We start from the raw sequence: 21,928 nt of genomic DNA, 5'->3' as shown, positions 1-21,928 counted from the left end.
GGGCAGGGGCCCGGCCGGGGAAGAGGGCCGTCGTCGCTCGGGCGGCCGGACCCGCTCCCCCACGCCGGTCAGGCCGCGGTGACCGAGGCCAGGTAGGCGCCCGTCTTCTCGGGGTCGTAGAAGAAGTTCTCGAAGTCCGCGGGGTCGTTGAACGCGTTGGCGAAGCGGTCGGCCACGGGCTGGAGCTGACCGGCCGCGCCGATCAGGTTCAGGATGTGCTCCGGCGGCGGCGCGAGCATGGCGTTGGTCCACTTGGTGACGTGCTGCGCGGTCTCCCAGTAGCGGTCGAAGGTCGCCTGCATCCACGCGCCGTCGAACTCCCTGTCCCCGTGTTCGAGGATCGAGGCGAGGTAGGCGGCCGCGCACTTGGAGGCCGAGTTGGAACCCTGCCCGGTGATCGGGTCGTTCGCCACGACGACGTCCGCGACCCCGAGGACCAGGCCGCCGCCGGGCAGCCGGCCGACCGGGTTGCGGACGGTGGGCGCGTACCGGCCGGCCAACGTGCCGCCGGAGTCCGTCAGTTCCACCCTAGTGGCCCGCGCGTACTCCCAGGGGACGAACTTCTCCATGAGTTCCAGGGTCAGGGAGAGGTGTTCCGCCGGGTCCTTGACGCCGTTGAAGACGTCGAGCGGGCCGCCGGGTATGCCCTCCCAGAACAGGATGTCCGCGCGACCGGAGGTGGTGAGGGTCGGCATGACGAACAACTCGCCGACGCCGGGCACCAGGTTGCAGCGGACCGCGTCGAACTCCGGGTGCTCGGGGCGCGGGCCCAGACCGTGGACGTAGGAGACGGCCAGGGCGCGCTGCGGCTCGGCGTACGGCGAACGCGAGGCGTCCCGGCCGAACATCGACACCAGTTCGCCCTTGCCGGCCGAGACCAGCACCAGGTCGTAGGTGCGGGAGAAGTAGTCGAGGTCGCCGACCGCCGCGCCGTGGATGACCAGTTGCCCGCCGCGCTGCGCGAACGTCTCCATCCAGCCGGCCATCTTCACCCGCTGGTCGACCGACTGCGCGTACCCGTCGAGCGCGCCCACCCAGTCGATCGCGCGCTGCGTGGGACCCGGGTCGTGCGAACCGGGGGCCGCCACGGACACGCCGAGCCCGGCGATCTTCGGGGCCTGGGACTCCCAGAAGTTCAGCTTCAGGTCCCGCTCGTGCTGGAGCGCCGTGTCGAACATGCACTGCGTCGACATGACCCGGCCGGAGCGGATCTCGTCCGCCGTCCGGTTCGACATCAGGGTGACCTCGTACCCGTGCGACTGGAGTCCGAGGGCGAGCTGGAGACCGGACTGACCGGCTCCGACGACGAGTATCTTCCGCATGCGGGTGGTGACTCCTAAAGTGCGACTACTCGGGTGTGGCGTCGAGCGCGTGGCCCACCAGGGTCAGCAGGGTCTCGATCACCGAGATCCGGCGACGCGCATCCATGATCATTACAGGTATGTGCGCGGGGATCGTCAACGCCTCCCGCACGTCCGCGGGTTCGAACCGCTCGCTGCCGTCGAAGTGGTTGACCGCGACGACGTACGGCAGTCCGCAGCTCTCGAAGTAGTCGAGCGCCGGGAAGCAGTCCTTGAGGCGGCGGGTGTCTGCCAGCACGACGGCGCCGATCGCACCGCGCACCAGGTCGTCCCACATGAACCAGAACCGCTGCTGGCCCGGCGTGCCGAACAGGTAGAGCACCAGGTCGTCGTCGAGCGTGAGGCGGCCGAAGTCCATGGCGACCGTGGTGGTCGCCTTCTCCGGGGTGGCGGTGAGGTCGTCGGTGTCCTCGCTCGCCTCGGTCATCAGCGCCTCGGTCTGCAGAGGCGTGATCTCCGAGACGGCGGTCACCAGCGTGGTCTTGCCGACCCCGAACCCGCCCGCGACCACGATCTTCGTGGCGATGGGCGCGCGGGTGCGGTCCGTCTGCCAGGACCTCGCGGGCTCCTCCTCGTCGAGGAGCGGGGAGACGCCGTAGGCGGCGGCGTCAGAGACGACGGAGTCCACTCAGCACCCTTTCCAGCAGAGCGCGGTCCGGACGGCCCGTACCGTGACCGGTCCCGGTGCCGTACACACGAATTCTTCCCTGGTCCGCGAGGTCGCTCAGCAGCACGCGGACCACACCGAGCGGCATCTTCAGCAGCGCGGCGATCTCGGCCACCGTGCGCATACGGCGGCACAGTTCGACGATGGCCCGCATCTCGGGCATGACCCGGCTGGAGAGGGAGCCCTTGGGCAACTCCCTGCGCTCCTCGCCTGCTTCGAGCGCGGCGGTGCTCGCGACGAACGTCTCCACGAGCAGGACGTGCCCGAAGCGGGTGCGGCCGCCGGTGAGCGAGTAGGGGCGTACGCGGGCCGGTTTGCGGTCGCCGCCGCGCACGGGAAGCCTGTCGGGTGTGCTGCCGCTGATGCTCATCGGGCGCCCCCCGCCGACTCGCTCTCCAGGGATTGTCGTAGCTCGCTGCGGAGTTCGGGCGTCATCACATGGCCGGCCCGGCCCACGAAGAGCGCCATGTGGTAGGCCACCACGCTCATGTCGCAGTCCGCGGCGCCGTGCACGCCGAGCAGGGAGCCATCGCTGATCGACATCACGAAGAGGCTGCCCTCTTCCATCGCGACCATGGTGTGCTTCACCCGCCCGGAGTCCATCAGCCGGGCGGCACCGATGGTGAGGCTGCCGATCCCGGAGACGATGGTGGCCAGGTCGGCGGCGGAGCCGCGGGGCCCGGTGGGCCGCTCTCCGGCCCTCTCCCGCGCCCCGGCGTTGCGGCCGGGGTCGGAGGAGAGCAGGAGCAGGCCGTCGGAGGAGACCACCGCGACGGACTGGATGCCCGGCACCTCCTCGACGAGATTGGTCAGCAGCCAGTGCAGGTTGCGGGCTTCACTGCTCAGTCCGAAGGTACTGGGCGCGGTCAACTGCTTGCCTCCTCGGCTGTGCCCCCCGTGACTTCTGCGGATTCTGCGGGTCCAGCTGGTCCTGCCGCCGGCGTGCGGTCCGGGCGTTCGGCGATCTCCGCCTGCACGTCGCGGTATCCGGCGTCCGCCCCCCGGCGGAAGCCGCCCAGGCGGCGGCGCAGCGCCTCGGCATCGACGGAGCCGGTCCGCACACGCGGGGCCGACGCCTGCTCGGTGATCTTCGGGGTGCGCTTGGGCAGTCCCTTGTCGGTGACGCGCTCCTCCGGGACGTCGGGGACACGCTGGTGTTCCTCGACCTCCCCGGGGGCCTGCCGCTGGTGCTCGTCCTCGGCGCCTTCGGCGAGGCCGGCGGGTGCGGTGGGTTCTGTGGGTGCGGTGGGTTCTGTGGGTTCTGTGGGTGCGGTGGGTTCCGCGGGTGCGGCGGGTGCGGTGGGGTCGCTCGCGGCCGGGCCGTCCAGGCCGTCCGGTCCGACCGCCGGGAGCAGGAGCTCCATGGTGGTCTCGGCCGGCGTCTCGGCCGGGATCGCGGCGCGGGCGGTGGCCGGTGCCGGCTCGGGGGCCGGGCTCTCCTCGGCGGCCTCCGCGGTGCGTACGGCCTTCTCCGCGAGGGCGACCAGGGTGTCGTCCCCGGCCGAACGGGCGCCGATCACATGTGAGTTGGCCTCGGCGTCGGCGCCCGGCAGGGAGAACCTGTGGGTGCCGCCGGCCGTGGGCGAGGCAGCCGGGACGGCGGCGGCAGGCGCGCCCGCCAGCAGCGACTTCGGCAGGACGACGACGGCGGCGACCCCGCCCTGCTTCTGCTCGCGCAACTGCACCCGGACGCCGTGCCGGTGGGCGAGCCGGGCCACCACGTACAGGCCGAGCCCGAGCCCCTCCTCACCCTCCTGGTCGTAGGGCGCCTCGGGGTCGAACTCGCCGAGGCGGGCGTTGAGGGCGCTCATCCGCGCCTCGGCCATGCCGATGCCCTCGTCCTGGACGGAGAGCATGACCTCGCCGTTCTCCAGGAGCCAGCCGGAGACCTCGACGGGCAGGTCGGGCGGGGAGAACGAGGTGGCGTTCTCCATCAGTTCGGCCAGCAGATGGCTCAGGTCGTCCGCGGCGAACCCGGCGACGTGGGCGTGCGGCGGCAGCGCGGCGATGCGGACCCGCTCGTAGCGTTCGATCTCGCTGACCGCGGCCCGTACGACGTCGACGAGGGGGACGGGACCGGCGTGCTGCTGGACGTGCTCGGTGCCGGACAGGACCAGGAGGTTCTCGCTGTGCCGGCGCATGACCGTGGCGAAGTGGTCCAGCTTGAACAGGGTGGCCAGCCGCTCCGGGTCCTGCTCGCGCTCCTCCAGGCCCTCGATGACGGCGAGTTGCCGCTCGACGAGGCCCAGGGTGCGCAGCGCCAGGTTGACGAAGGTGCCGCCGATGCTGGTGCGCAGCCGCTCCAACTGGTCGGCTGAAGCGGCGAGTTCGGCGCTCAGTTCCTCCCGGGCGTCGGCCATCTTCTGCCGCTGGCCGACCAGGTGCTTGCGGTCGGCCTCCAGCGTGGCGACGCGCTCGTGCAGGGCCGCCGCGTGGGCGTGCAGGGCGTTGACGGACCGTACGACCTGGGCGAACTCGTCGTTGCGGCCGGTGAAAGCGACGGCTTCCTCGGCGGTGGGGTCCGGCGCCCCGGCCAGCCGGGCCGAGCCGCGGCGCAGCACGGACAGGGGGCGGGTGAGCGTGCGGGCCATGGCCGTGGCGACGCCGACCGTGAACAGCAGCAGGGCGCCGAGGAGGGCGACGCGGATCTCCAGCGCCGTCACGTCGTCGTCGCGCAGCTGGGCGAGTTCCTTGGTGCGGCGGTCGAAGAGCGCGGACTCCGCGCCGCGCATCAGGTCGACGCGGGCGGAGAGCGCCGCGTCGGCCTTCTTGGTGCTGGTGCCGAGTTCGCCGTCGGAGAGGGTCGGCTGGTCGGTGAGGGAGCCGAGGTACTTCTCGGCGGAGTCGACCTCGGGCCCGGTGACCGCGGAGTCGTAGGAGGCGCGGGCGGCCTGCGGCGCGGTGTCGTGGAAGTCGGCGAGGGCGGCGTCGGAGCGCAGGCGTGCCTGCTGGGCGGCGGCCGAGAGGGCGTCGCGCTGCTTGGCGTCGGCGTCCGAGGAGGTGGTCGAGGTGGTGGGCAGACCGGTCGCGGGGTCGATGACGGTCTGCGTGCGCCGCGGCACGTTGAGGGCGGCGAGCAGCAGTCCGCGGGCGGCGGCCGCCTGCTGGACGGCGGAGTCGAGTTCGGCGAGCGCGTAGGCGCCGGAGCCGGCCCGCGGCGGTGTCCGCCGGGCGAGCTGTTCGGCGAGGCCGTGCAGTTCGGTGATGGCGGCGGAGTACGCCTGGTGCGCTTCGAGGGCGCTGCTGCGGCCGGTGAGGGCCGCCCGGCGCACGGTTGCGATGCCGTCGAGGTCGGCGCGCAGCGAGGCGGGCGTGTCGGTGTCGGCGCGCAGTTCCTCGACCTGTCGGTCGACGCGGGCGCTGCGCTGCTCGGAGGGCGCCTCGGTCTTGGCGCGACCGGCCGCGATGTAGGAGGTGACCTCGTCGCGCTCGTCGGCCAGGGAGTGGGCGAGCGAGAGGGCGTCCTGGGTCTGCCCGGCGAGGGTGACCAGGTCCTGGGAGTCGTTCAGCCGCCCGGAGGCGTCGACGAGGGACGGGGCGCCGGCTCCGGCGATCGCCGCGGCCACGACGGCGACGGCGAGGATGAGCCGGGTGCGCACGTGGGTGGGGCGGCCCTTGCCGACCGGCGCACCCGGGGCGCCGGCGGTGCCGGGGGTGCGCTCCGCGCCGCCCTCGGAGGCCGTCTGCTTGCCTGTGCGACGAGGCCGCGTCTTCTGCACCGGTGCTCGCATTCCTGACTCGTCGTACTCATGGGCCCGCGTGACACTGCGTCAACCGGCGCCGGTCACGCGTGCGCCCTCCCCCGCGCTCGGCTCGGCTCGCGCGGAGGACCCCATCGGTCCCGACCCTCCCAGTGCGGGTGGGCGGTGGTCGTGCATCACCTGCCCCGCCACCCGAAGGAGTGAACCCCCAAGAAGAGTGGCCGGGCAAGTTTCCCGGGCGCGCGCGAGGGGTGTGCGCGCGGGGCCGGTTGGACGTCAGGGGCAGCCGGTGGCAGGATGCGCCGCCACGTGTCGGCGGAGTCAGCCATTCCCCCCCAAACCAGGCGCCTGACCTGCGCAGGGACGTCAATTCCGTGTCCGTTGGCTGCCTTTGGTGGATGTCGTGAAAGGCTCGTGCAGACTGGCCGGATGCGCACTGAACTTGTTTCGGAGCCCGGTGATCCGGCCCGCCCCAACGAGGACTTCTCCGCCGTCGCGCTACCGGCCTCCGGACTGGGCGGCGCGCTGGTGGTCCTGGACGGGGTGACGCCGCCGCCGACGGGAACGGGCTGCGTGCACTCGGTGCCGTGGTTCAGCGGCCGGCTCGGTGGCGCCCTGACCGAACTGACCGTTTCGGCACGGGATCTGACGCTGCCGGAGATCCTCTCCCGGGCGATCCTTCGCACAGCCGAGGCCCACCAGGGGTCCTGTGACCTTTCTCACCCGCGAACACCGCAGGCGACGGTGGTGGTGGCCCGCTGGTCGCCGGAGGCGGTCGAGTACCTGGTCCTGTCCGACTCGGCCCTTCTGCTGGAGTCCCCCGAGGGCGCGGTCACGGCTCTGCTGGACGACCGGCTGGCCCTTCTGCCGCGCGCCCTGCTCACTACGGACGCGCTGGTGGACAGCACGCTCCGCAACAAGCAGGGCGGTTTCTTCACGGCCGCCGCGGACCCGGGGGTGGCCGAGCGCGCGGTGACGGGGTCGCTGCCGCGCGGCGAGGTGCGGGCACTGGCCGCGCTGACGGACGGGGCCACCCGGTGGGTGGAAAAGTTCCGCGAGGGCGACTGGGCGGACTGCTTCGGCCTCGTCCGCAGGAAGGGGCCGCGGGAACTGGTGGACCGGGTGCGGGCGCTGGAGCGGGCGGACGCGGAGTCGCGGACGTACCTGGGGCGCAGCAAGACGCACGACGACGCGACGGTGGTGTACGCGGAGTTGTGAGGGGAGAACGGCACGGGGTGCGGGGAGGCAGGTACCGGGTGGCACGCGGTGACGTGCGGTGGCGCCGGGGCTACTTCTCCATTCCCTGGTTCAACTGCTGGATCAGCCGGGCCAGTTCGGCGACCTCCTGGCGGTCCCAGTGGGAGAGCTGGCTGACGTAGCGGGCGCGGCGGGCCTCGCGGACCCTGCCGACGCGGGTGCGGCCCTCCTCGGTGAGGTGGACGAGCCAGGCGCGGCCGTCCGCCGGGTCGGGTTCGCGGGCGACCAGGCCGAGGTCCTCCAGGGCGCGCAGCTGGCGGGACATGGTGGCCTTGCCGACGCCGATGTAGGCGGCGAGTTCGGTGGCGCGCTGGCGGCCGTACTCGTCGAGGCGAACGAGCAGGCCGTAGGCGGCGGACTCCAGGTCCGGGTGGACCTCGCGGGCCATCTCACCCTGGTTGGCGCGGGCGCGCCGCAGCAGCACCGTCAACTCGCGCTCCAGGGAGAGGTACTCGGGGTCCACCTGGGCCACGCCGGTCCGGTCCGCGGCCGCCGGGCCCGCGTCCGCCCGGTCGGCCTGGTCCACACCATTCGGTGATCGGGCGGGTTCGGCCCGGTGTCCGTCACCGTTCGTGTCTTCGTGCACGTCAGTCCCTGCCTCGGTTTTCCCCGTAGTGAAAGTTTCCGCCAGAAGCGGTCATCACCGCAGCTCCGCAAGTATTTCGCAGGCTTAGACCATCGGCAGCCTCCGGGGTCCCTTCCCCGGTGCCGTTTCCGGTGCGTAGCTTCGGTGTCGGCCATCGAATGGCATGCACACGCCGACCCGTCGCGCCAGCATCACCCGAACCCTCGGAGGCACGCCATGCCCGTGCACAGACCCGGACCGGTCCGCCCCCGGCGCCGCACCCTCACCGGGCTCCTGCTCGCCGCCCTCGCCCTGGTCCTGGCCCTCACCGTCCCGGCCTCGGCCGCCCCGTCCCCGGCCCCGGACACCCCGGCCCGCGGTCTCGCGTACATGGGCATGGGCGTCCTGGCGCACGACGGGAGCGGCGGCAGCCCCGTCACCCGGGCCGCCGCGACGGAGGGCGTGGACGTCTCCGGCTACCAGGGCAGCGTGGCCTGGGCGACCCTGTGGAGCAGCGGGGTCAGGTGGGCCTACACCAAGGCGAGCGAGGGGACGTACTACACGAACCCGTCCTTCGCGCAGCAGTACGACGCCGCCTACGACGTGGGCATGATCCGCGGGGCGTACCACTTCGCGACCCCGGACACCGCGACCGGCGCCGCCCAGGCCGACTACTTCGTCGCCCACGGCGGCGGCTGGTCCAGGGACGGCAGGACGCTGCCGGGCGTGCTCGACATCGAGTGGAACCCCTACGGCGCGGCCTGCTACGGCAAGACGCAGAGCGCGATGGTGAGCTGGATCGGCGCCTTCCTCGACCGGTACCGGGCCCGTACCGGCCGGGACGCGGTGATCTACACGGCCACCTCCTGGTGGACCCGGTGCACCGGTGACCACAGCGGTTTCGCCGCCACGCATCCGCTGTGGATCGCCCGTTACGCCTCCACCCCGGGCACCCTGCCGGCCGGCTGGAGCTTCCAGACCATGTGGCAGTACACCTCGTCCGGGCCGACGGTCGGGGACCACGACCGGTTCAACGGGGCGCTGGACCGCGTCGTCGCGCTGGCCTACGGCTGACCGCCGCCGGACAGCGCGCGGGCCCGGGCCCCCCTCACGGGACCCGGGCCTGCGCTCAACCGGTCACGTCCGTCACGCCGCCACCGGAACCTCCGACTCCGCGCCGTTCACCGCAGGCGTCAGGGCCAGTTCCAGGACCTGGCGGACGTCCGTGACGGCGTGGACGTCGAGCTTGTCCAGCACCTCCGCGGGGACGTCGTCCAGGTCGGGCTCGTTGCGCTTGGGGATGATCACCGTGGTGACCCCCGCCCGGTGCGCGGCGAGCAGCTTCTGCTTCACCCCGCCGATGGGCAGCACCCGGCCGGTCAGCGAGACCTCGCCGGTCATGGCGACGTCCGTGCGGACCAGACGGCCGGACAGCAGCGACGCCAGCGCCGTCGTCATCGTGACGCCCGCGCTCGGGCCGTCCTTGGGGACCGCGCCGGCCGGGAAGTGGATGTGCACACCCCGGTCCTTCAGGTCGCCCACGGGCAGCTCCAGTTCGGCGCCGTGGGAGCGCAGGAAGCTCAGCGCGATCTGCGCCGACTCCTTCATGACGTCACCCAGCTGACCGGTCAGGGTCAGTCCGGCCGCGCCCGTCTCCGGGTCGGCCAGCGACGCCTCGACGAACAGCACGTCGCCGCCCGCGCCGGTGACCGCCAGGCCCGTCGCCACGCCCGGTACGGCCGTCCGGCGCTCGGCCGGGTCCTGGGCGGACTCGGGTACGTGGTGCGGCCGGCCGATCAGCTCGCGCAGGTCGCCGTCCGTGATGGTGAACGGCAGCTCGCGTGCGCCCAGTTCGTGCTGGGCCGCGACCTTGCGCAGCAGCCGGGCGATGGACCGCTCCAGGGTGCGGACGCCCGCCTCCCGGGTGTACTCGCCGGCGAGCCTGCGCAGCGCGCTCTCGTCGAGCACCACCTCGTCGTCGTTCAGGCCGGCCCGCTCCAGCTGGCGCGGGAGCAGGTGGTCGCGGGCGATGACGACCTTCTCGTCCTCGGTGTAGCCGTCCAGGCGGACGAGTTCCATGCGGTCGAGCAGGGCCTCGGGGATCGCTTCCAGCACGTTGGCGGTGGCCAGGAAGACGACGTCCGACAGGTCCAGTTCCACCTCCAGGTAGTGGTCCCGGAAGGTGTGGTTCTGGGCCGGGTCGAGGACCTCCAGGAGGGCGGCCGCGGGGTCGCCGCGGAAGTCGGAGCCCACCTTGTCGATCTCGTCCAGCAGGACCACCGGGTTCATCGACCCGGCCTCCTTGATCGCGCGCACGATCCGGCCGGGCAGCGCGCCGACGTAGGTACGGCGGTGACCGCGGATCTCGGCCTCGTCGCGGACGCCGCCGAGGGCGACCCGGACGAACTTGCGGCCCATGGCGTGCGCGACGGACTCGCCGAGGCTGGTCTTGCCGACGCCGGGCGGGCCCACGAGCGCGAGCACGGCACCGCCGCGCCGCCCGCCGATCACGCCGAGTCCCCGGTCGCTGCGGCGCTTGCGCACCGCCAGGTACTCGGTGATGCGCTCCTTCACGTCCTCCAGGCCCGCGTGCTCGGCGTCCAGGACGGCCTTGGCGCCCTGGATGTCGTAGGCGTCCTCGGTGCGGTCGTTCCACGGCAGTTCGAGCACGGTGTCGAGCCAGGTGCGGATCCAGGAGCCCTCGGGCGACTGGTCGCTGGAACGCTCCAGCTTGTCGACCTCCTTGAGGGCGGCCTCGCGGACCTTCTCGGGCAGGTCGGCGGCCTCGACGCGGGCGCGGTAGTCGTCGGACTCCTCGCCGTCCTGCTCGCCGTTGAGGTCGCGCAGTTCCTTGCGGACGGCTTCGAGCTGGCGGCGCAGCAGGAACTCGCGCTGTTGCTTGTCCACGCCCTCCTGGACGTCCTTGGCGATGGTCTCGGCGACGTCCTGTTCGGCGAGGTGGTCGCGCAGGTGCTGGGTGGCGAGCTTGAGACGGGCGACCGGGTCGGCGGTCTCCAGCAGCTCCACCTTCTGTTCGGTGGTCAGGAACGGCGAGTAGCCGGAGTTGTCGGCGAGCGTGGAGACGTCGTCGATGGCCTGCACCCGGTCGACGACCTGCCAGGCGCCGCGCTTGCGCAGCCAGGCGGTGGCCAGGGCCTTGTACTCCTTCACGAGGTCGGCGACGTGACCGGGCAGCGGCTCGGGCACGCTCTCCTCGATCCGCGTCCCCTCGACCCACAGGGCCTTGCCGGGGCCGGTGGTGCCGGCGCCGATCCGTACGCGGCCGCGGCCGCGGATCAGGGCGCCGGGGTCGCCGTCGGCCAGCCGGCCGACCTGCTCGACGGTGCCGAGCACGCCGGTGCCCGGGTAGGACCCGTCGACGCGCGGGACCAGCAGGACCTGCGGCTTGCCGGGTCCGGAGCCGGCGGCCGACTGGGCGGCCTCCACCGCGGCCCGTACGTCGGCGTCGTTCAGGTCGAGCGGGACCACCATTCCGGGCAGCACGACCTCGTCGTCGAGCGGCAGCACAGGCAGAGTGAGCGGTGTGGACGTCGAAGCCATGATCTCCCCTTCGGCATTCAAGTTGAGCTATGCCGACTCAATGCGGGGGCGCCGCCGAATGTTCCCCGGGAGGGCGTCCGTTCGCTGTGGGCGATCACGGAGCCGCCGAACCGACGGGATCACGGCGGGCGACGCGTGCCGCACGCCGCGTCGCACGTGGGTGGAACCCCGATCAGGGCCGGTTCATGCCCGCTGCCGGTCCCGCGGTCCGCGCCCGCCCCGGCCGGCGGACGAAGGGCCAGGTCGCGACGCCCGTGGCCAGCGCGATCAGATGGCCCCACTCCGTCATGGGGTCCGTGAACGCGAACAGGTCGAGGACCAGCGCCCCGCCGAAGAACGCAAGAAGCGCCCGGCCGAGCCAGGGGGTGAGGAGTCCGGCCAGGGCGCCGGTGGCGGCGGCCACGCCGAAGCTGACGCCGTAGTCGAGGCGGTGCAGCGAACTCGCGGGAAGGTGCCCGGCCAGGACGGCGACGCCGACGGGGACCTCGGTGGCGAGGGTGGCGAGGACGTGCCCCAGGAGGAACACGCCGGCCGCGCGCGGGCCGCCGATCCGCCGCTCCAGCGCGGTGAGCATCAGCACGAGTCCGAGCGCGTACGTCGAGGTGATCCCGCCCGCGATCCACAGGGCGCTGGCGAGCAGCACCAGCACGGGCGCGTGCACGAGGTGCGCCACGTCGGTGCTCGAACCCTGGTGGAGGGCGTGCACGACGGCCGGGCCCGCCTGGGCGGTGACGGCCGAGGTGACGGCGAGGACCAGGACGTAGACGAAGGTGAACGGGGTCGCGGCCGGTGTGGGGAGCAGGCGCCAGGGTCGCGGGAGGCTGCGGGGCGCCACGGCGGGTGTCGCGGCCCGCGCGGTGGCGGACGTCGGGACGGCGGACGTGCGGGCGGACCCGGCCGCGGCGGCGGGGGTCGTACGGCGCTGGCGCGGGACCCCGTCCAGGAACCCGGAGTCCGCCGGCGGGCACGCGCCGGGTGACGGGTTCCCAGCCGCCGTACAGGGCGCCGCCGGCTCAGGCACGTCGGCCGTCTCCATCTGTTCCACGGTGAGGGGCCCCTTCCGTTTCACCCCCCACCCTTCGCGCCCCGCCCCGGCACTGTCTATGACCGGCGCCACGCACCGGGCGATTCACAGGAACTTCCCAGACACCCGCGGGCGTCCGGCGGGCACCCCCGGACGGTGACCCTCCGGCAGTGACCCGGTCGTTCGCCCGCTCCCGCGCCCGCCCGGCTGCCAGGATGGGCCCATGTCCCTCTCGTACGACATTCCCGAAGTCCTGGACCGTCGCGAGGGCCCGTCCGGCGAGGTCGTGCTGCGGCGTCACGGCGGGCTGCTGCAGATCATCGCCAACGGGTGCTTCCTGATGGACACGTCCGACGGGCGGTCGGAGCGGCTGCTGGTCGACGCGGCGCTCGACGCCCTGGACGCGCGGCCGGCACCCCCGGCCGGTCCACGGGTGCTGATCGGCGGGCTGGGCGTCGGATTCTCGCTCGCACACGCCGCCGCGAATCCGCGCTGGGGGCGGATCACGGTCGTCGAGCGGGAGAGCGCCATCGTCGACTGGCACCGTGGCGGCCCGCTGTCCGGGCTCTCCGCGGACGCTCTGGCGGACCCGCGCACCGAAATTCTGGAAACGGATCTGGTCGAATTCGTCAATGAGACGTGCGCCACGTACGACGCGTTGTGCCTCGACATCGACAACGGACCCGGCTGGACGGTCACCGAGGGCAACGAAAGCCTCTACTCGGCGCGCGGACTGGCCAGCTGCGCACGGGTGTTGAACCCCGGCGGGGTACTCGCGGTGTGGTCGGCCCGACCTTCTCCGGAATTTGAAGGATCCCTACGGAATGCCGGGTTCCAACACGTGCGTACCGAAGAGATCCCCGTTGCCCGGGGCGTTCCCGACGTCGTGCACCTCGCCGTCCGACCTGGATAGCAAAGGCGCGGTGACTCCCCGTACGCTGCCTACCTGACGCCGATCATTCAAGCGTCAATCGCAGTCATGCGCAGACAAGGGATCACCCCACTGATCCCGGAAAGCAACTCAGGGGCGGGCGATGGAGCAGACACACACCTCCCACAACGGCACGGCGGCGGCCCCGGGCGCTCAGCGCCGGGTCCTGGTCGTCGAGGACGATCCGACGATCATGGACGCCATCGCGACCCGCCTTCGTGCCGAGGGATTCCTCGTGCAAACGGCGGGCGACGGCCCCTCCGCGGTCGACACGGCCGAGGCCTGGCAGCCCGACCTGCTGATCCTCGACATCATGCTGCCCGGCTTCGACGGCCTGGAGGTCTGCCGTCGCGTGCAGGCCGCCCGCCCGGTGCCGGTACTGATGCTGACCGCCCGCGACGACGAGACCGACATGCTGGTCGGGCTCGGCGTGGGCGCCGACGACTACATGACCAAGCCGTTCTCGATGCGTGAACTGGCCGCCCGGGTGCACGTGCTGCTGCGCCGGGTGGAGCGGGCCGCGATCGCCGCCTCCACCCCGCGCAGCGGCATCCTGCGGCTGGGCGAGCTGGAGATCGACCACGCGCAGCGCCGGGTGCGGGTGCGCACCGACGACGTGCATCTGACGCCCACCGAGTTCGACCTCCTGGTGTGCCTGGCCAACACCCCGCGCGCCGTGCTCTCCCGTGAGCAGCTGCTCGCCGAGGTGTGGGACTGGGCGGACGCCTCCGGCACCCGGACCGTCGACAGCCACATCAAGGCGCTGCGGCGGAAGATCGGCGCCGAGCGCATCCGGACCGTCCACGGGGTGGGGTACGCGCTGGAGACGCCGACGCCATGAGCGACGGGCCGGCTCCACGGAGAGGCCCCGGGGAGCCCTGGGGCGGTGTGCGCCCGTTCTCGGTCAAGACGAAGCTGGGCGCGCTGGTCGTCATCTCGGTCCTGATCACGACCGGACTGTCGATGATCGCGGTGCACACCAAGACCGAGCTGCGCTTCATCACGGTCTTCTCGATGATCGCCACCCTGCTGATCACGCAGTTCGTGGCGCATTCGCTCACCGCGCCGCTGGACGAGATGAACACGGTGGCCCGGTCCATCTCGCACGGCGACTACACCCGCCGGGTGCGCGAGAACCGGCGCGACGAGCTCGGCGACCTGGCCCAGACCATCAACGTGATGGCCGACGAGCTGGAGGCGCAGGAACTCCAGCGCAAGGAGCTGGTCGCCAACGTCTCGCACGAGCTGCGCACGCCGATCGCGGGGCTGCGGGCGGTGCTGGAGAACATCGTCGACGGCGTCCAGCAGGCCGACCCCGAGACCATGCGCACGGCCCTGAAGCAGACCGAGCGGCTGGGCCGGCTGGTGGAGACGCTGCTCGACCTGTCCCGGCTGGACAACGGCGTCGTACCGCTGAAGAAGCGCCGCTTCGAGGTGTGGCCGTACCTGTCGGGCGTACTGAAGGAGGCCAACATGGTCGCCTCCGCGCGGGCGGGCATCGCCTCCGGCTCCGGCAGTCACACCCGGACGGACGTCCATCTGCACCTCGACGTGTCCCCGCCGGAGCTGACCGCGCACGCGGACCCGGAACGGATCCACCAGGTCGTCGCCAACCTCATCGACAACGCGGTCAAGCACAGCCCGGCGCACGGCCGGGTGACGGTCAGGGCGCGGCGCGGGCCGCAGCCCGAGTCGCTGGAGCTGGAGGTGCTGGACGAGGGTCCCGGCATCCCACGGTCGGAGTGGCGCCGGGTGTTCGAGCGGTTCAACCGCGGCAACGTCAGCCGGCCGCACGGTCCGGGCAGCGACGGCGGCACAGGGCTCGGCCTGGCGATCGCCCGCTGGGCGGTGGATCTGCACGGCGGCCGGATCGGTGTGGCCGAATCCGATCGGGGTTGCAGGATTATCGTCACTCTTCCGGGAGAGCCTTCAGTTCAAAGTTGACGTAAAGTTCGAGCCGGAGTCACAAGATCCATCCGCCTCCGCGCTGACGGACACGTGTGATCAGGCAGGGACCCGCGCCTGGTGGGCGCCGGGCCGGGGCCGACGCACCCTCCCGCGTCCCTTCCGTAGCGCAACCGCGCTTGTTTCCCGCCATTTCCAGCCCCGAAACCCGCTCTTCGATGTGACTTACGCGACGATGGACCGGCCCGGCCTGACCTCCGCCCTCCGGGAGGCGTAGCCTTTATTCCCGCTGTCCATCACCTTGTGAAGCGGAAGAGGGCGGTTGCCGCCGTGTCGCCACAGTCCCCCAGTAACTCGAGCATCTCGACCGACCACCAAGCCGGGAAGAACCCCGCCGCGGCGTTCGGCCCCAACGAGTGGCTCGTCGACGAGATCTATCAGCAGTACCTCCAGGACCCGAATTCGGTAGACCGAGCCTGGTGGGACTTCTTCGCCGACTACAAGCCAGGGGCTCCTGCCGCCTCGGGCACGGCGGGTACTGCGGCCGCGGGGGCCGCAGGGACCACCACCCCGGCCCCGGCAGCACCGGCCGCCCCGGCCCGGCCCGCGCCCGCCGCCCCGGCGGCCCCCGCGGCCGCTCCGGCCCCGGCCGTCCCGAAGCCCGCCGCCGCGGCTCCGGCTCCCGCCAAGGCCGCCGCTCCGGCGCCGGCCCCCGCGAAGCCGGCCGCCGCCGCGCAGCCGAAGGCCGCGCCCGCGACGGAGTCCCCCGACGGCCCGGAGCTGGTCCCGCTGCGCGGACCCGCCGCCGCGGTCGCGAAGAACATGAACGCCTCGATCGAGGTGCCCACGGCCACGTCCGTGCGCGCGGTCCCGGTGAAACTGCTCTTCGACAACCGCATCGTCATCAACAACCACCTGAAGCGTGCCCGGGGCGGGAAGATCTCCTTCACCCACCTCATCGGCTACGCGATGGTGCAGGCCATCAAGGCCATGCCGTCGATGAATCACTCCTTCGCGGAGAAGGACGGCAAGCCCACCCTGGTCAAGCCGGCCCACGTCAACTTCGGCCTCGCCATCGACCTGGTGAAGCCGAACGGGGACCGCCAGCTCGTCGTCGCCGGCATCAAGAAGGCCGAGACGCTCAACTTCTTCGAGTTCTGGCAGGCCTACGAGGACATCGTCCGCCGCGCCCGTGACGGCAAGCTGACGATGGACGACTTCTCCGGGGTCACGGTCTCCCTCACCAACCCCGGCGGCCTCGGCACCGTGCACTCGGTCCCGCGTCTGATGCCCGGTCAGTCGGTCATCATGGGCGTCGGATCGATGGACTACCCGGCGGAGTTCCAGGGCACCTCCCAGGACACCCTGAACAAGCTCGGCATCTCGAAGGTCATGACGCTCACGTCGACCTACGACCACCGGGTCATCCAGGGCGCCGCGTCCGGCGAGTTCCTGCGGATCGTCGCCAACCTCCTGCTCGGCGAGAGCGGCTTCTACGACGAGATCTTCGAGGCGCTGCGCATCCCCTACGAGCCGGTCCGCTGGCTCAAGGACATCGACGCCAGCCACGACGACGACGTCACCAAGGCCGCCCGCGTCTTCGAGCTGATCCACTCCTACCGGGTCCGCGGCCACGTCATGGCCGACACCGACCCGCTGGAGTACCGCCAGCGCAAGCACCCCGACCTCGACATCACCGAGCACGGGCTCACGCTGTGGGACCTGGAGCGCGAGTTCGCGGTCGGCGGCTTCGCCGGCAAGTCCCTGATGAAGCTGCGCGACATCCTCGGCGTGCTGCGCGACTCGTACTGCCGCACCACCGGCGTCGAGTTCATGCACATCCAGGACCCGAAGCAGCGCAAGTGGATCCAGGACCGCATCGAGCGCTCGCACTCCAAGCCGGAGCGCGAGGAGCAGCTGCGCATCCTGCGCCGCCTGAACGCGGCCGAGGCGTTCGAGACCTTCCTGCAGACGAAGTACGTCGGCCAGAAGCGCTTCAGCCTGGAGGGCGGCGAGTCCGTCATCCCGCTGCTGGACGCGGTGCTGGACTCGGCGGCGGAGTCGCGCCTGGACGAGGTCGTCATCGGCATGGCCCACCGCGGCCGGCTGAACGTGCTCGCCAACATCGTCGGCAAGTCGTACGCGCAGATCTTCCGCGAGTTCGAGGGCAACCTCGACCCGAAGTCGATGCACGGCTCCGGCGACGTGAAGTACCACCTGGGCGCCGAGGGCACCTTCACCGGTCTGGACGGCGAGCAGATCAAGGTCTCGCTGGCCGCGAACCCCTCGCACCTGGAGGCGGTCGACCCGATCCTGGAGGGCATCGCCCGCGCCAAGCAGGACATCATCAACAAGGGCGGCACGGACTTCACGGTCCTGCCGGTCGCCCTGCACGGTGACGCGGCCTTCGCGGGCCAGGGCGTGGTGGCCGAGACGCTCAACATGTCGCAGCTGCGCGGCTACCGCACCGGCGGCACCGTCCACGTGGTCATCAACAACCAGGTCGGCTTCACCGCCGCCCCGGAGTCCTCGCGCTCCTCGATGTACGCCACCGACGTGGCCCGCATGATCGAGGCGCCGATCTTCCACGTGAACGGCGACGACCCCGAGGCCGTCGTCCGCGTCGCGCGCTTGGCCTTCGAGTTCCGTCAGGCGTTCAACAAGGACGTCGTGATCGACCTCATCTGCTACCGCCGCCGCGGTCACAACGAGTCGGACAACCCGGCGTTCACCCAGCCCCTGATGTACGACCTGATCGACAAGAAGCGCTCGGTGCGCAAGCTCTACACCGAGTCCCTCATCGGTCGCGGCGACATCACCCTGGAAGAGGCCGAGCAGGCCCTCCAGGACTACCAGGGCCAGCTGGAGAAGGTCTTCACCGAGGTCCGCGAGGCCACCTCGCAGCCGCTGTCGCCGGCGTCCTCCGACCCGCAGGCCGAGTTCCCGGTCTCGGTGAACACCGCGGTGTCCACCGAGGTCGTCAAGCGGATCGCCGAGTCCCAGGTCAACATCCCCGACCACGTCACCGTCCACCCGCGGCTGCTGCCCCAGCTGCAGCGCCGGGCGTCGATGGTCGAGGACGGCACGATCGACTGGGGCATGGGCGAGACCCTCGCCATCGGCTCCCTCCTGCTGGAGGGTGTCCCGGTCCGGCTCGCGGGCCAAGACTCGCAGCGCGGGACGTTCGGACAGCGGCACGCGGTGCTCATCGACCGGGCGACGGGCGAGGACTTCACCCCGCTGCTGTACCTGTCCGAGGACCAGGCGCGCCTGAACGTCTACAACTCCCTGCTGTCGGAGTACGCGGCGATGGGCTTCGAGTACGGCTACTCGCTGGCCCGCCCCGACGCGCTCGTCATGTGGGAGGCGCAGTTCGGCGACTTCGTCAACGGCGCGCAGACGGTCGTGGACGAGTTCATCTCCTCGGCGGAGCAGAAGTGGGGCCAGACCTCCGGCGTCACCCTGCTGCTCCCGCACGGCTACGAGGGCCAGGGCCCGGACCACTCCTCGGCCCGTCCGGAGCGGTTCCTCCAGCTCTGCGCCCAGAACAACATGACGGTCGCCATGCCGACGCTGCCGTCGAACTACTTCCACCTGCTGCGGTGGCAGGTGCACAACCCGCACCACAAGCCGCTCATCGTCTTCACGCCGAAGTCGATGCTGCGTCTCAAGGCGGCCGCGTCGAAGGCGGAGGAGTTCACCGACCAGCAGTTCCGCCCGGTCATCGGCGACGCGTCGGCCGACCCGGCCGCCGTCCGCAAGGTCGTCTTCTGCGCCGGCAAGGTCTACTACGACCTCGAGGCCGAGCGGCAGAAGCGCGGCGCCTCGGACCCCGCGGCGGCCGAGACGGCGATCATCCGCCTCGAGCGGCTGTACCCGCTGCCGGGTGCCGAGCTCCAGGCCGAGATCGCCAAGTACCCGAACGCCGAGAAGTACCTGTGGGCCCAGGAGGAGCCGGCGAACCAGGGTGCGTGGCCGTTCATCGCGCTCAACCTGATCGACCACCTCGACCTGGCGGTCGGCGCCGAGGTGCCGCACGGGGAGCGGCTGCGCCGCATCTCGCGCCCGCACGGCTCGTCCCCGGCGGTCGGTTCGGCCAAGCGTCACCAGGCCGAGCAGGAGCAGCTGGTGCGCGAGGTGTTCGAGGCGTAGGCGCTGCCGCTGAGGCGCCCCCGGGGGCGTCTCGGACGAGGGTCCGCTCCGAGTCGTGGCGACTCGGGCCGGGCCCTCCGGCGTTCGTACGGCCTTACCCTGGAAGGCAGGGCGTGTTCACGGGATCGAGCAGGGCTCGTCCCGTCCGTATCAGGAGCGAGAGTTGTACTTCACCGACCGAGGCATCGAGGAACTGGCGAAACGGCGCGGCGAGGAGGAGGTCACCTTCGAGTGGCTCGCCGAGCAGCTGCGGACGTTCGTCGACCTGAACCCGGACTTCGAGGTGCCGGTCGAGCGGCTGGCCACCTGGCTGGCCCGGCTGGACGACGAGGACGACGAGGACGGCGCATAGGACCTGGCAGGTCTCGGCAGGTGTGGGCAGGTCCACTTCGGGGGCGCTGCGACCGGGCGTCTCGGCCCGTGTCGCCGCCCCCGTCGCCGTTGTTCCGTTCGTTTCCGCGTGCGGCGCCGCGCCGCCGTACGAGCCGCAGGTCCCGGGGCCCCCGGGAGACCTGACCGCCGTGGGTGATCCCGCTCCGGGGCGCCGCGCCGCCCTGTTCGAGCCCTGTCCGGCGTTTCGCGTCCCCTGAACGGGTGTCTTGACTTTCGCGTGCCGCGATATATCGTGAATGACGGAAGACGCGATATGGCGCGTTGTCACGGGAGGTCGCCATCATGTCCGAGTGGTCCGTCGCAGAGCCCCGCAAGCTCACGTTCGACGAGCCCGTGCGGGAGCTCCACGTACGCATCGTCAACGGCACGGTGAACGTCGTGGGGACCGACGAGGGTTCCGCCCGCCTGGAAGTCTCCGAGATCGAGGGACCGCCGCTGACGGTCACCCAGCAGGGTGGCACGCTGACCGTCGCGTACGACGACCTGCCCTGGCGGGGCTTCCTCAAGTGGCTCGACCGCAAGGGCTGGCGCCGCAGCGCGGTCGTCTCCCTGGCCGTCCCGGCCGACACCCGCGTCGAGGTGGGCGTGGTCGGCGCCGCCGCGGTCGTCTCCGGGCTCCGCGGGCCGTCCGTGGTCAAGGGGGTCACCGGCGACACGACACTCGTCGCCCTGTCCGGCCCGGTCCGCGCGGACACCGTGTCGGGGAACCTGGAGGCCCAGGCCGTCACCGGCGACCTGCGGTTCAACTCGGTCTCCGGCGACCTCACCGTCGTCGACGGCTCGGGCTCCTCCGTGCGGGCCGAGTCGGTCAGTGGCTCGATGATCGTCGACCTCGATCCGGAGGGCCCCACGGACATCGGGCTGACCAGCGTCTCGGGCGAGATCGCCATCCGGCTGCCCGCCCCGGCGGACGCCGAGGTCGAGGCCAACACCGCGAGCGGCACCATCTCCAACGCCTTCGAGGGCCTGCGCGTGCACGGCCATTGGGGCGCCCACAAGATCACCGGCCGGCTCGGAGCCGGCACCGGCAAGCTCCGCGCCACGACCGTCTCCGGCTCGATCGCGCTGCTGCGCCGGCCGACGGCGGAGGACGAGGAGCCGGAACCCCGGGACACCGGTGGTTCCGGTCCCTGGGCGGAGAGCACCGACCAGGCCGCCGGTGACCCGGCGGGCGGGCCGCACAGCGCATCGGGGGACCATTCCGCTTCCGGCCCGGGCGAGGGCTCGACCAGCGCCCCGACCGACGGCACGACCGACGGCACGACCGACAAGAAGGTGCTCTGACATGCCCCCCGTCTTCGCCCACGGCCGCCTCCGCCTGTACCTGCTGAAGCTGCTCGACGAAGCCCCGCGCCACGGCTACGAGGTGATCCGGCTGCTCGAAGAGCGCTTCCAGGGGCTGTACGCGCCGTCGGCGGGCACCGTCTACCCGCGGCTGGCCAAGCTGGAGGCCGAGGGCCTGGTCACCCACACCACGGAGGGCGGCCGCAAGGTGTACGCCATCACCGACGCGGGCCGCGCCGAACTGGCCGACCGCAGCGGTGAACTGGCCGACCTGGAGCTGGAGATCCGCGAGTCGGTCGCCGAACTCGCCGCCGAGATCCGGGCCGACGTGCGCGGCGCGGCGGGCGACCTGCGGCGCGAGATGCGGGCGGCGGCCAGCGAGGCCCGGCGGGGCGCCGGCGCCAAGGCCGGTCACGAACAGGGCGCCGCGTTCGGGGACTTCGGCGAGGTGGGTGACAAGGAGGCCTGGCGCGCCGCCAAGGAGGAGATGCGGCGCGTCAAGCAGGAGTGGAAGGAACAGGCCCGGCGCGCGAAGGACGAGAGCCGGCGGGCCCGTGAGGAGGCCCAGCGGGCCCGGACCCAGGCCAAGGAGGCGCAGGACCGGGCGCGGGCCCAGGCGCAGGAGGAGATGCAGCGCATCGCCCGGCGGGTCCAGGACCAGGTGCAGGACCACTTCGCGCGGGGCGACTGGCCGACGGGGGTGCGCGAGGGGCTCACCGAACTCGCCAAGGAGTTCGGCGAGTTCGGCAAGGACTACGGCAAGGAGTTCGGGAAGGACTTCGGGTTCGGACGCGGCGGCGCCGGCAAGGCGGCACCGCAGCCCGAGTACACGCGGACCCCGGAGGACTTCCCGGCCGAGTTCGAGCCGTCCTGGGCCCACGAGGACGCGGACTCCTCGGGTGACCCGGCCCGCGACCTGGACCGCCTGCTCGACCGCTTCCGCGACGACATCCGCGACGCGGCCCGCGACCACGGCGTCACCCCGGACCAACTCCGCACAGCCCGCACCCACCTGTCGTCAGCGGCAGCCCACATCGGGGCGGTGCTGAAGACCCCGAGAGCCTGACCAGGCCCTTACGACCCATGGGCCGGCGTCCGACGGCGCGGCGACCGGCCGGACGGCCCAC

At 72.0% G+C, this 21,928-nt stretch carries 17 protein-coding genes; 9 read left to right on the top strand and 8 right to left on the bottom strand.

Annotated elements, in window-relative coordinates; all coding sequences use genetic code 11:
• Positions 1-68: 68 nt before the first annotated feature.
• Genes ABZT03_RS03640 through ABZT03_RS03620 form a run of 5 tightly spaced genes read right to left on the bottom strand, consistent with a single transcriptional unit; the run spans position 69 to position 5,747 of the window.
• Positions 69-1,322 (bottom strand): styrene monooxygenase/indole monooxygenase family protein, encoded by a 1,254-nt coding sequence (locus tag ABZT03_RS03640; protein ID WP_356032957.1) that lies wholly within the window; start codon positions 1,320-1,322, stop codon positions 69-71.
• 25 nt (positions 1,323-1,347) lie between these two features.
• Positions 1,348-1,989 (bottom strand): ATP/GTP-binding protein, encoded by a 642-nt coding sequence (locus ABZT03_RS03635; RefSeq protein ID WP_356032955.1) that lies wholly within the window; start codon positions 1,987-1,989, stop codon positions 1,348-1,350.
• Positions 1,970-2,398: a DUF742 domain-containing protein gene (locus tag ABZT03_RS03630; RefSeq protein ID WP_356032953.1), complete on the bottom strand. Its 429-nt coding sequence runs from the start codon at positions 2,396-2,398 to the stop codon at positions 1,970-1,972. Before ABZT03_RS03630 ends, ABZT03_RS03635 begins: the two co-directional genes overlap by 20 nt.
• Complete coding sequence (locus ABZT03_RS03625; RefSeq protein ID WP_356032951.1) at positions 2,395-2,898, bottom strand: roadblock/LC7 domain-containing protein; 504 nt, start codon at positions 2,896-2,898, stop codon at positions 2,395-2,397. Before ABZT03_RS03625 ends, ABZT03_RS03630 begins: the two co-directional genes overlap by 4 nt.
• Positions 2,895-5,747: a nitrate- and nitrite sensing domain-containing protein gene (locus tag ABZT03_RS03620; RefSeq protein WP_356032949.1), complete on the bottom strand. Its 2,853-nt coding sequence runs from the start codon at positions 5,745-5,747 to the stop codon at positions 2,895-2,897. The genes ABZT03_RS03625 and ABZT03_RS03620 overlap by 4 nt, the downstream gene beginning before the upstream one ends.
• 411 nt (positions 5,748-6,158) lie before the next feature.
• On the opposite strand from ABZT03_RS03620, the gene ABZT03_RS03615 reads away from it, so the two are divergent.
• Positions 6,159-6,947, top strand: a complete 789-nt coding sequence (locus tag ABZT03_RS03615; protein WP_356032947.1) for a hypothetical protein — start codon at positions 6,159-6,161, stop codon at positions 6,945-6,947.
• Between the two features lie 70 nt (positions 6,948-7,017).
• Here the strand turns inward: ABZT03_RS03615 and ABZT03_RS03610 are convergent, their stop codons facing one another.
• Positions 7,018-7,572 (bottom strand): MarR family transcriptional regulator, encoded by a 555-nt coding sequence (locus ABZT03_RS03610; RefSeq protein WP_356032945.1) that lies wholly within the window; start codon positions 7,570-7,572, stop codon positions 7,018-7,020.
• A gap of 216 nt (positions 7,573-7,788) precedes the next feature.
• Between ABZT03_RS03610 and ABZT03_RS03605 the strand changes: the two genes are divergently transcribed.
• Entirely contained in the window at positions 7,789-8,625 is an 837-nt protein-coding gene (locus tag ABZT03_RS03605) for a lysozyme (protein WP_356032943.1), read from the top strand.
• A 72-nt stretch (positions 8,626-8,697) separates the two neighbouring features.
• On the opposite strand, the gene lon is transcribed toward ABZT03_RS03605, so the two are convergent.
• Positions 8,698-11,112 carry an endopeptidase La gene (gene lon / locus ABZT03_RS03600; RefSeq protein WP_356032941.1) on the bottom strand — a complete coding sequence of 805 codons (2,415 nt, stop codon included), beginning with the start codon at positions 11,110-11,112 and terminating at the stop codon, positions 8,698-8,700.
• Between the two features lie 172 nt (positions 11,113-11,284).
• Positions 11,285-12,148, bottom strand: coding sequence for a rhomboid-like protein (locus ABZT03_RS03595; RefSeq protein ID WP_356032939.1), 864 nt, complete (start codon positions 12,146-12,148; stop codon positions 11,285-11,287).
• 211 nt (positions 12,149-12,359) lie between these two features.
• On the opposite strand from ABZT03_RS03595, the gene ABZT03_RS03590 reads away from it, so the two are divergent.
• The 7 genes from ABZT03_RS03590 to ABZT03_RS03560 all read left to right on the top strand — a co-directional run bounded on the left by ABZT03_RS03590 (position 12,360) and on the right by ABZT03_RS03560 (position 21,867).
• On the top strand, positions 12,360-13,049 hold the full coding sequence (locus ABZT03_RS03590; RefSeq protein ID WP_356032937.1) for a spermidine synthase: 690 nt from the start codon (positions 12,360-12,362) through the stop codon (positions 13,047-13,049).
• A gap of 121 nt (positions 13,050-13,170) precedes the next feature.
• A complete protein-coding gene (locus ABZT03_RS03585) occupies positions 13,171-13,908 on the top strand; it encodes a response regulator transcription factor (RefSeq protein WP_356032935.1) in 738 nt (245 codons plus the stop codon).
• Positions 13,905-15,011 (top strand): ATP-binding protein, encoded by a 1,107-nt coding sequence (locus ABZT03_RS03580; RefSeq protein WP_356032933.1) that lies wholly within the window; start codon positions 13,905-13,907, stop codon positions 15,009-15,011. Before ABZT03_RS03585 ends, ABZT03_RS03580 begins: the two co-directional genes overlap by 4 nt.
• Positions 15,012-15,302: 291 nt before the next feature.
• Positions 15,303-19,124 (top strand): multifunctional oxoglutarate decarboxylase/oxoglutarate dehydrogenase thiamine pyrophosphate-binding subunit/dihydrolipoyllysine-residue succinyltransferase subunit, encoded by a 3,822-nt coding sequence (locus tag ABZT03_RS03575; RefSeq protein ID WP_356032931.1) that lies wholly within the window; start codon positions 15,303-15,305, stop codon positions 19,122-19,124.
• A 163-nt stretch (positions 19,125-19,287) separates the two neighbouring features.
• Positions 19,288-19,476, top strand: a complete 189-nt coding sequence (locus ABZT03_RS03570; protein ID WP_356032929.1) for a DUF6104 family protein — start codon at positions 19,288-19,290, stop codon at positions 19,474-19,476.
• Positions 19,477-19,799: 323 nt separating this feature from the next.
• Positions 19,800-20,801: a DUF4097 family beta strand repeat-containing protein gene (locus ABZT03_RS03565; protein ID WP_356032927.1), complete on the top strand. Its 1,002-nt coding sequence runs from the start codon at positions 19,800-19,802 to the stop codon at positions 20,799-20,801.
• 1 nt (position 20,802) lies between these two features.
• Positions 20,803-21,867, top strand: coding sequence for a helix-turn-helix transcriptional regulator (locus tag ABZT03_RS03560; RefSeq protein ID WP_356032925.1), 1,065 nt, complete (start codon positions 20,803-20,805; stop codon positions 21,865-21,867).
• Positions 21,868-21,928: the final 61 nt, after the last annotated feature.

Source organism: Streptomyces sp. NPDC005574 (assembly GCF_040605435.1).
GTDB lineage: Bacteria > Actinomycetota > Actinomycetes > Streptomycetales > Streptomycetaceae > Streptomyces.
This window is presented reverse-complemented; position numbering and strand designations above follow the sequence as displayed.

Bases quoted from the DNA above. Each gene is read 5' to 3' on its own strand.
- ABZT03_RS03560 (WP_356032925.1), top strand. From the start codon at position 20,803: ATGCCCCCCGTCTTCGCCCACGGCCGCCTCCGCCTGTACCTGCTGAAG.
- lon (WP_356032941.1), bottom strand. From the start codon at position 11,112: ATGGCTTCGACGTCCACACCGCTCACTCTGCCTGTGCTGCCGCTCGAC.
- ABZT03_RS03640 (WP_356032957.1), bottom strand. From the start codon at position 1,322: ATGCGGAAGATACTCGTCGTCGGAGCCGGTCAGTCCGGTCTCCAGCTC.
- ABZT03_RS03580 (WP_356032933.1), top strand. From the start codon at position 13,905: ATGAGCGACGGGCCGGCTCCACGGAGAGGCCCCGGGGAGCCCTGGGGC.
- ABZT03_RS03595 (WP_356032939.1), bottom strand. From the start codon at position 12,148: ATGGAGACGGCCGACGTGCCTGAGCCGGCGGCGCCCTGTACGGCGGCT.
- ABZT03_RS03630 (WP_356032953.1), bottom strand. From the start codon at position 2,398: ATGAGCATCAGCGGCAGCACACCCGACAGGCTTCCCGTGCGCGGCGGC.
- ABZT03_RS03590 (WP_356032937.1), top strand. From the start codon at position 12,360: ATGTCCCTCTCGTACGACATTCCCGAAGTCCTGGACCGTCGCGAGGGC.
- ABZT03_RS03565 (WP_356032927.1), top strand. From the start codon at position 19,800: ATGTCCGAGTGGTCCGTCGCAGAGCCCCGCAAGCTCACGTTCGACGAG.
- ABZT03_RS03605 (WP_356032943.1), top strand. From the start codon at position 7,789: ATGCCCGTGCACAGACCCGGACCGGTCCGCCCCCGGCGCCGCACCCTC.
- ABZT03_RS03615 (WP_356032947.1), top strand. From the start codon at position 6,159: ATGCGCACTGAACTTGTTTCGGAGCCCGGTGATCCGGCCCGCCCCAAC.
- ABZT03_RS03585 (WP_356032935.1), top strand. From the start codon at position 13,171: ATGGAGCAGACACACACCTCCCACAACGGCACGGCGGCGGCCCCGGGC.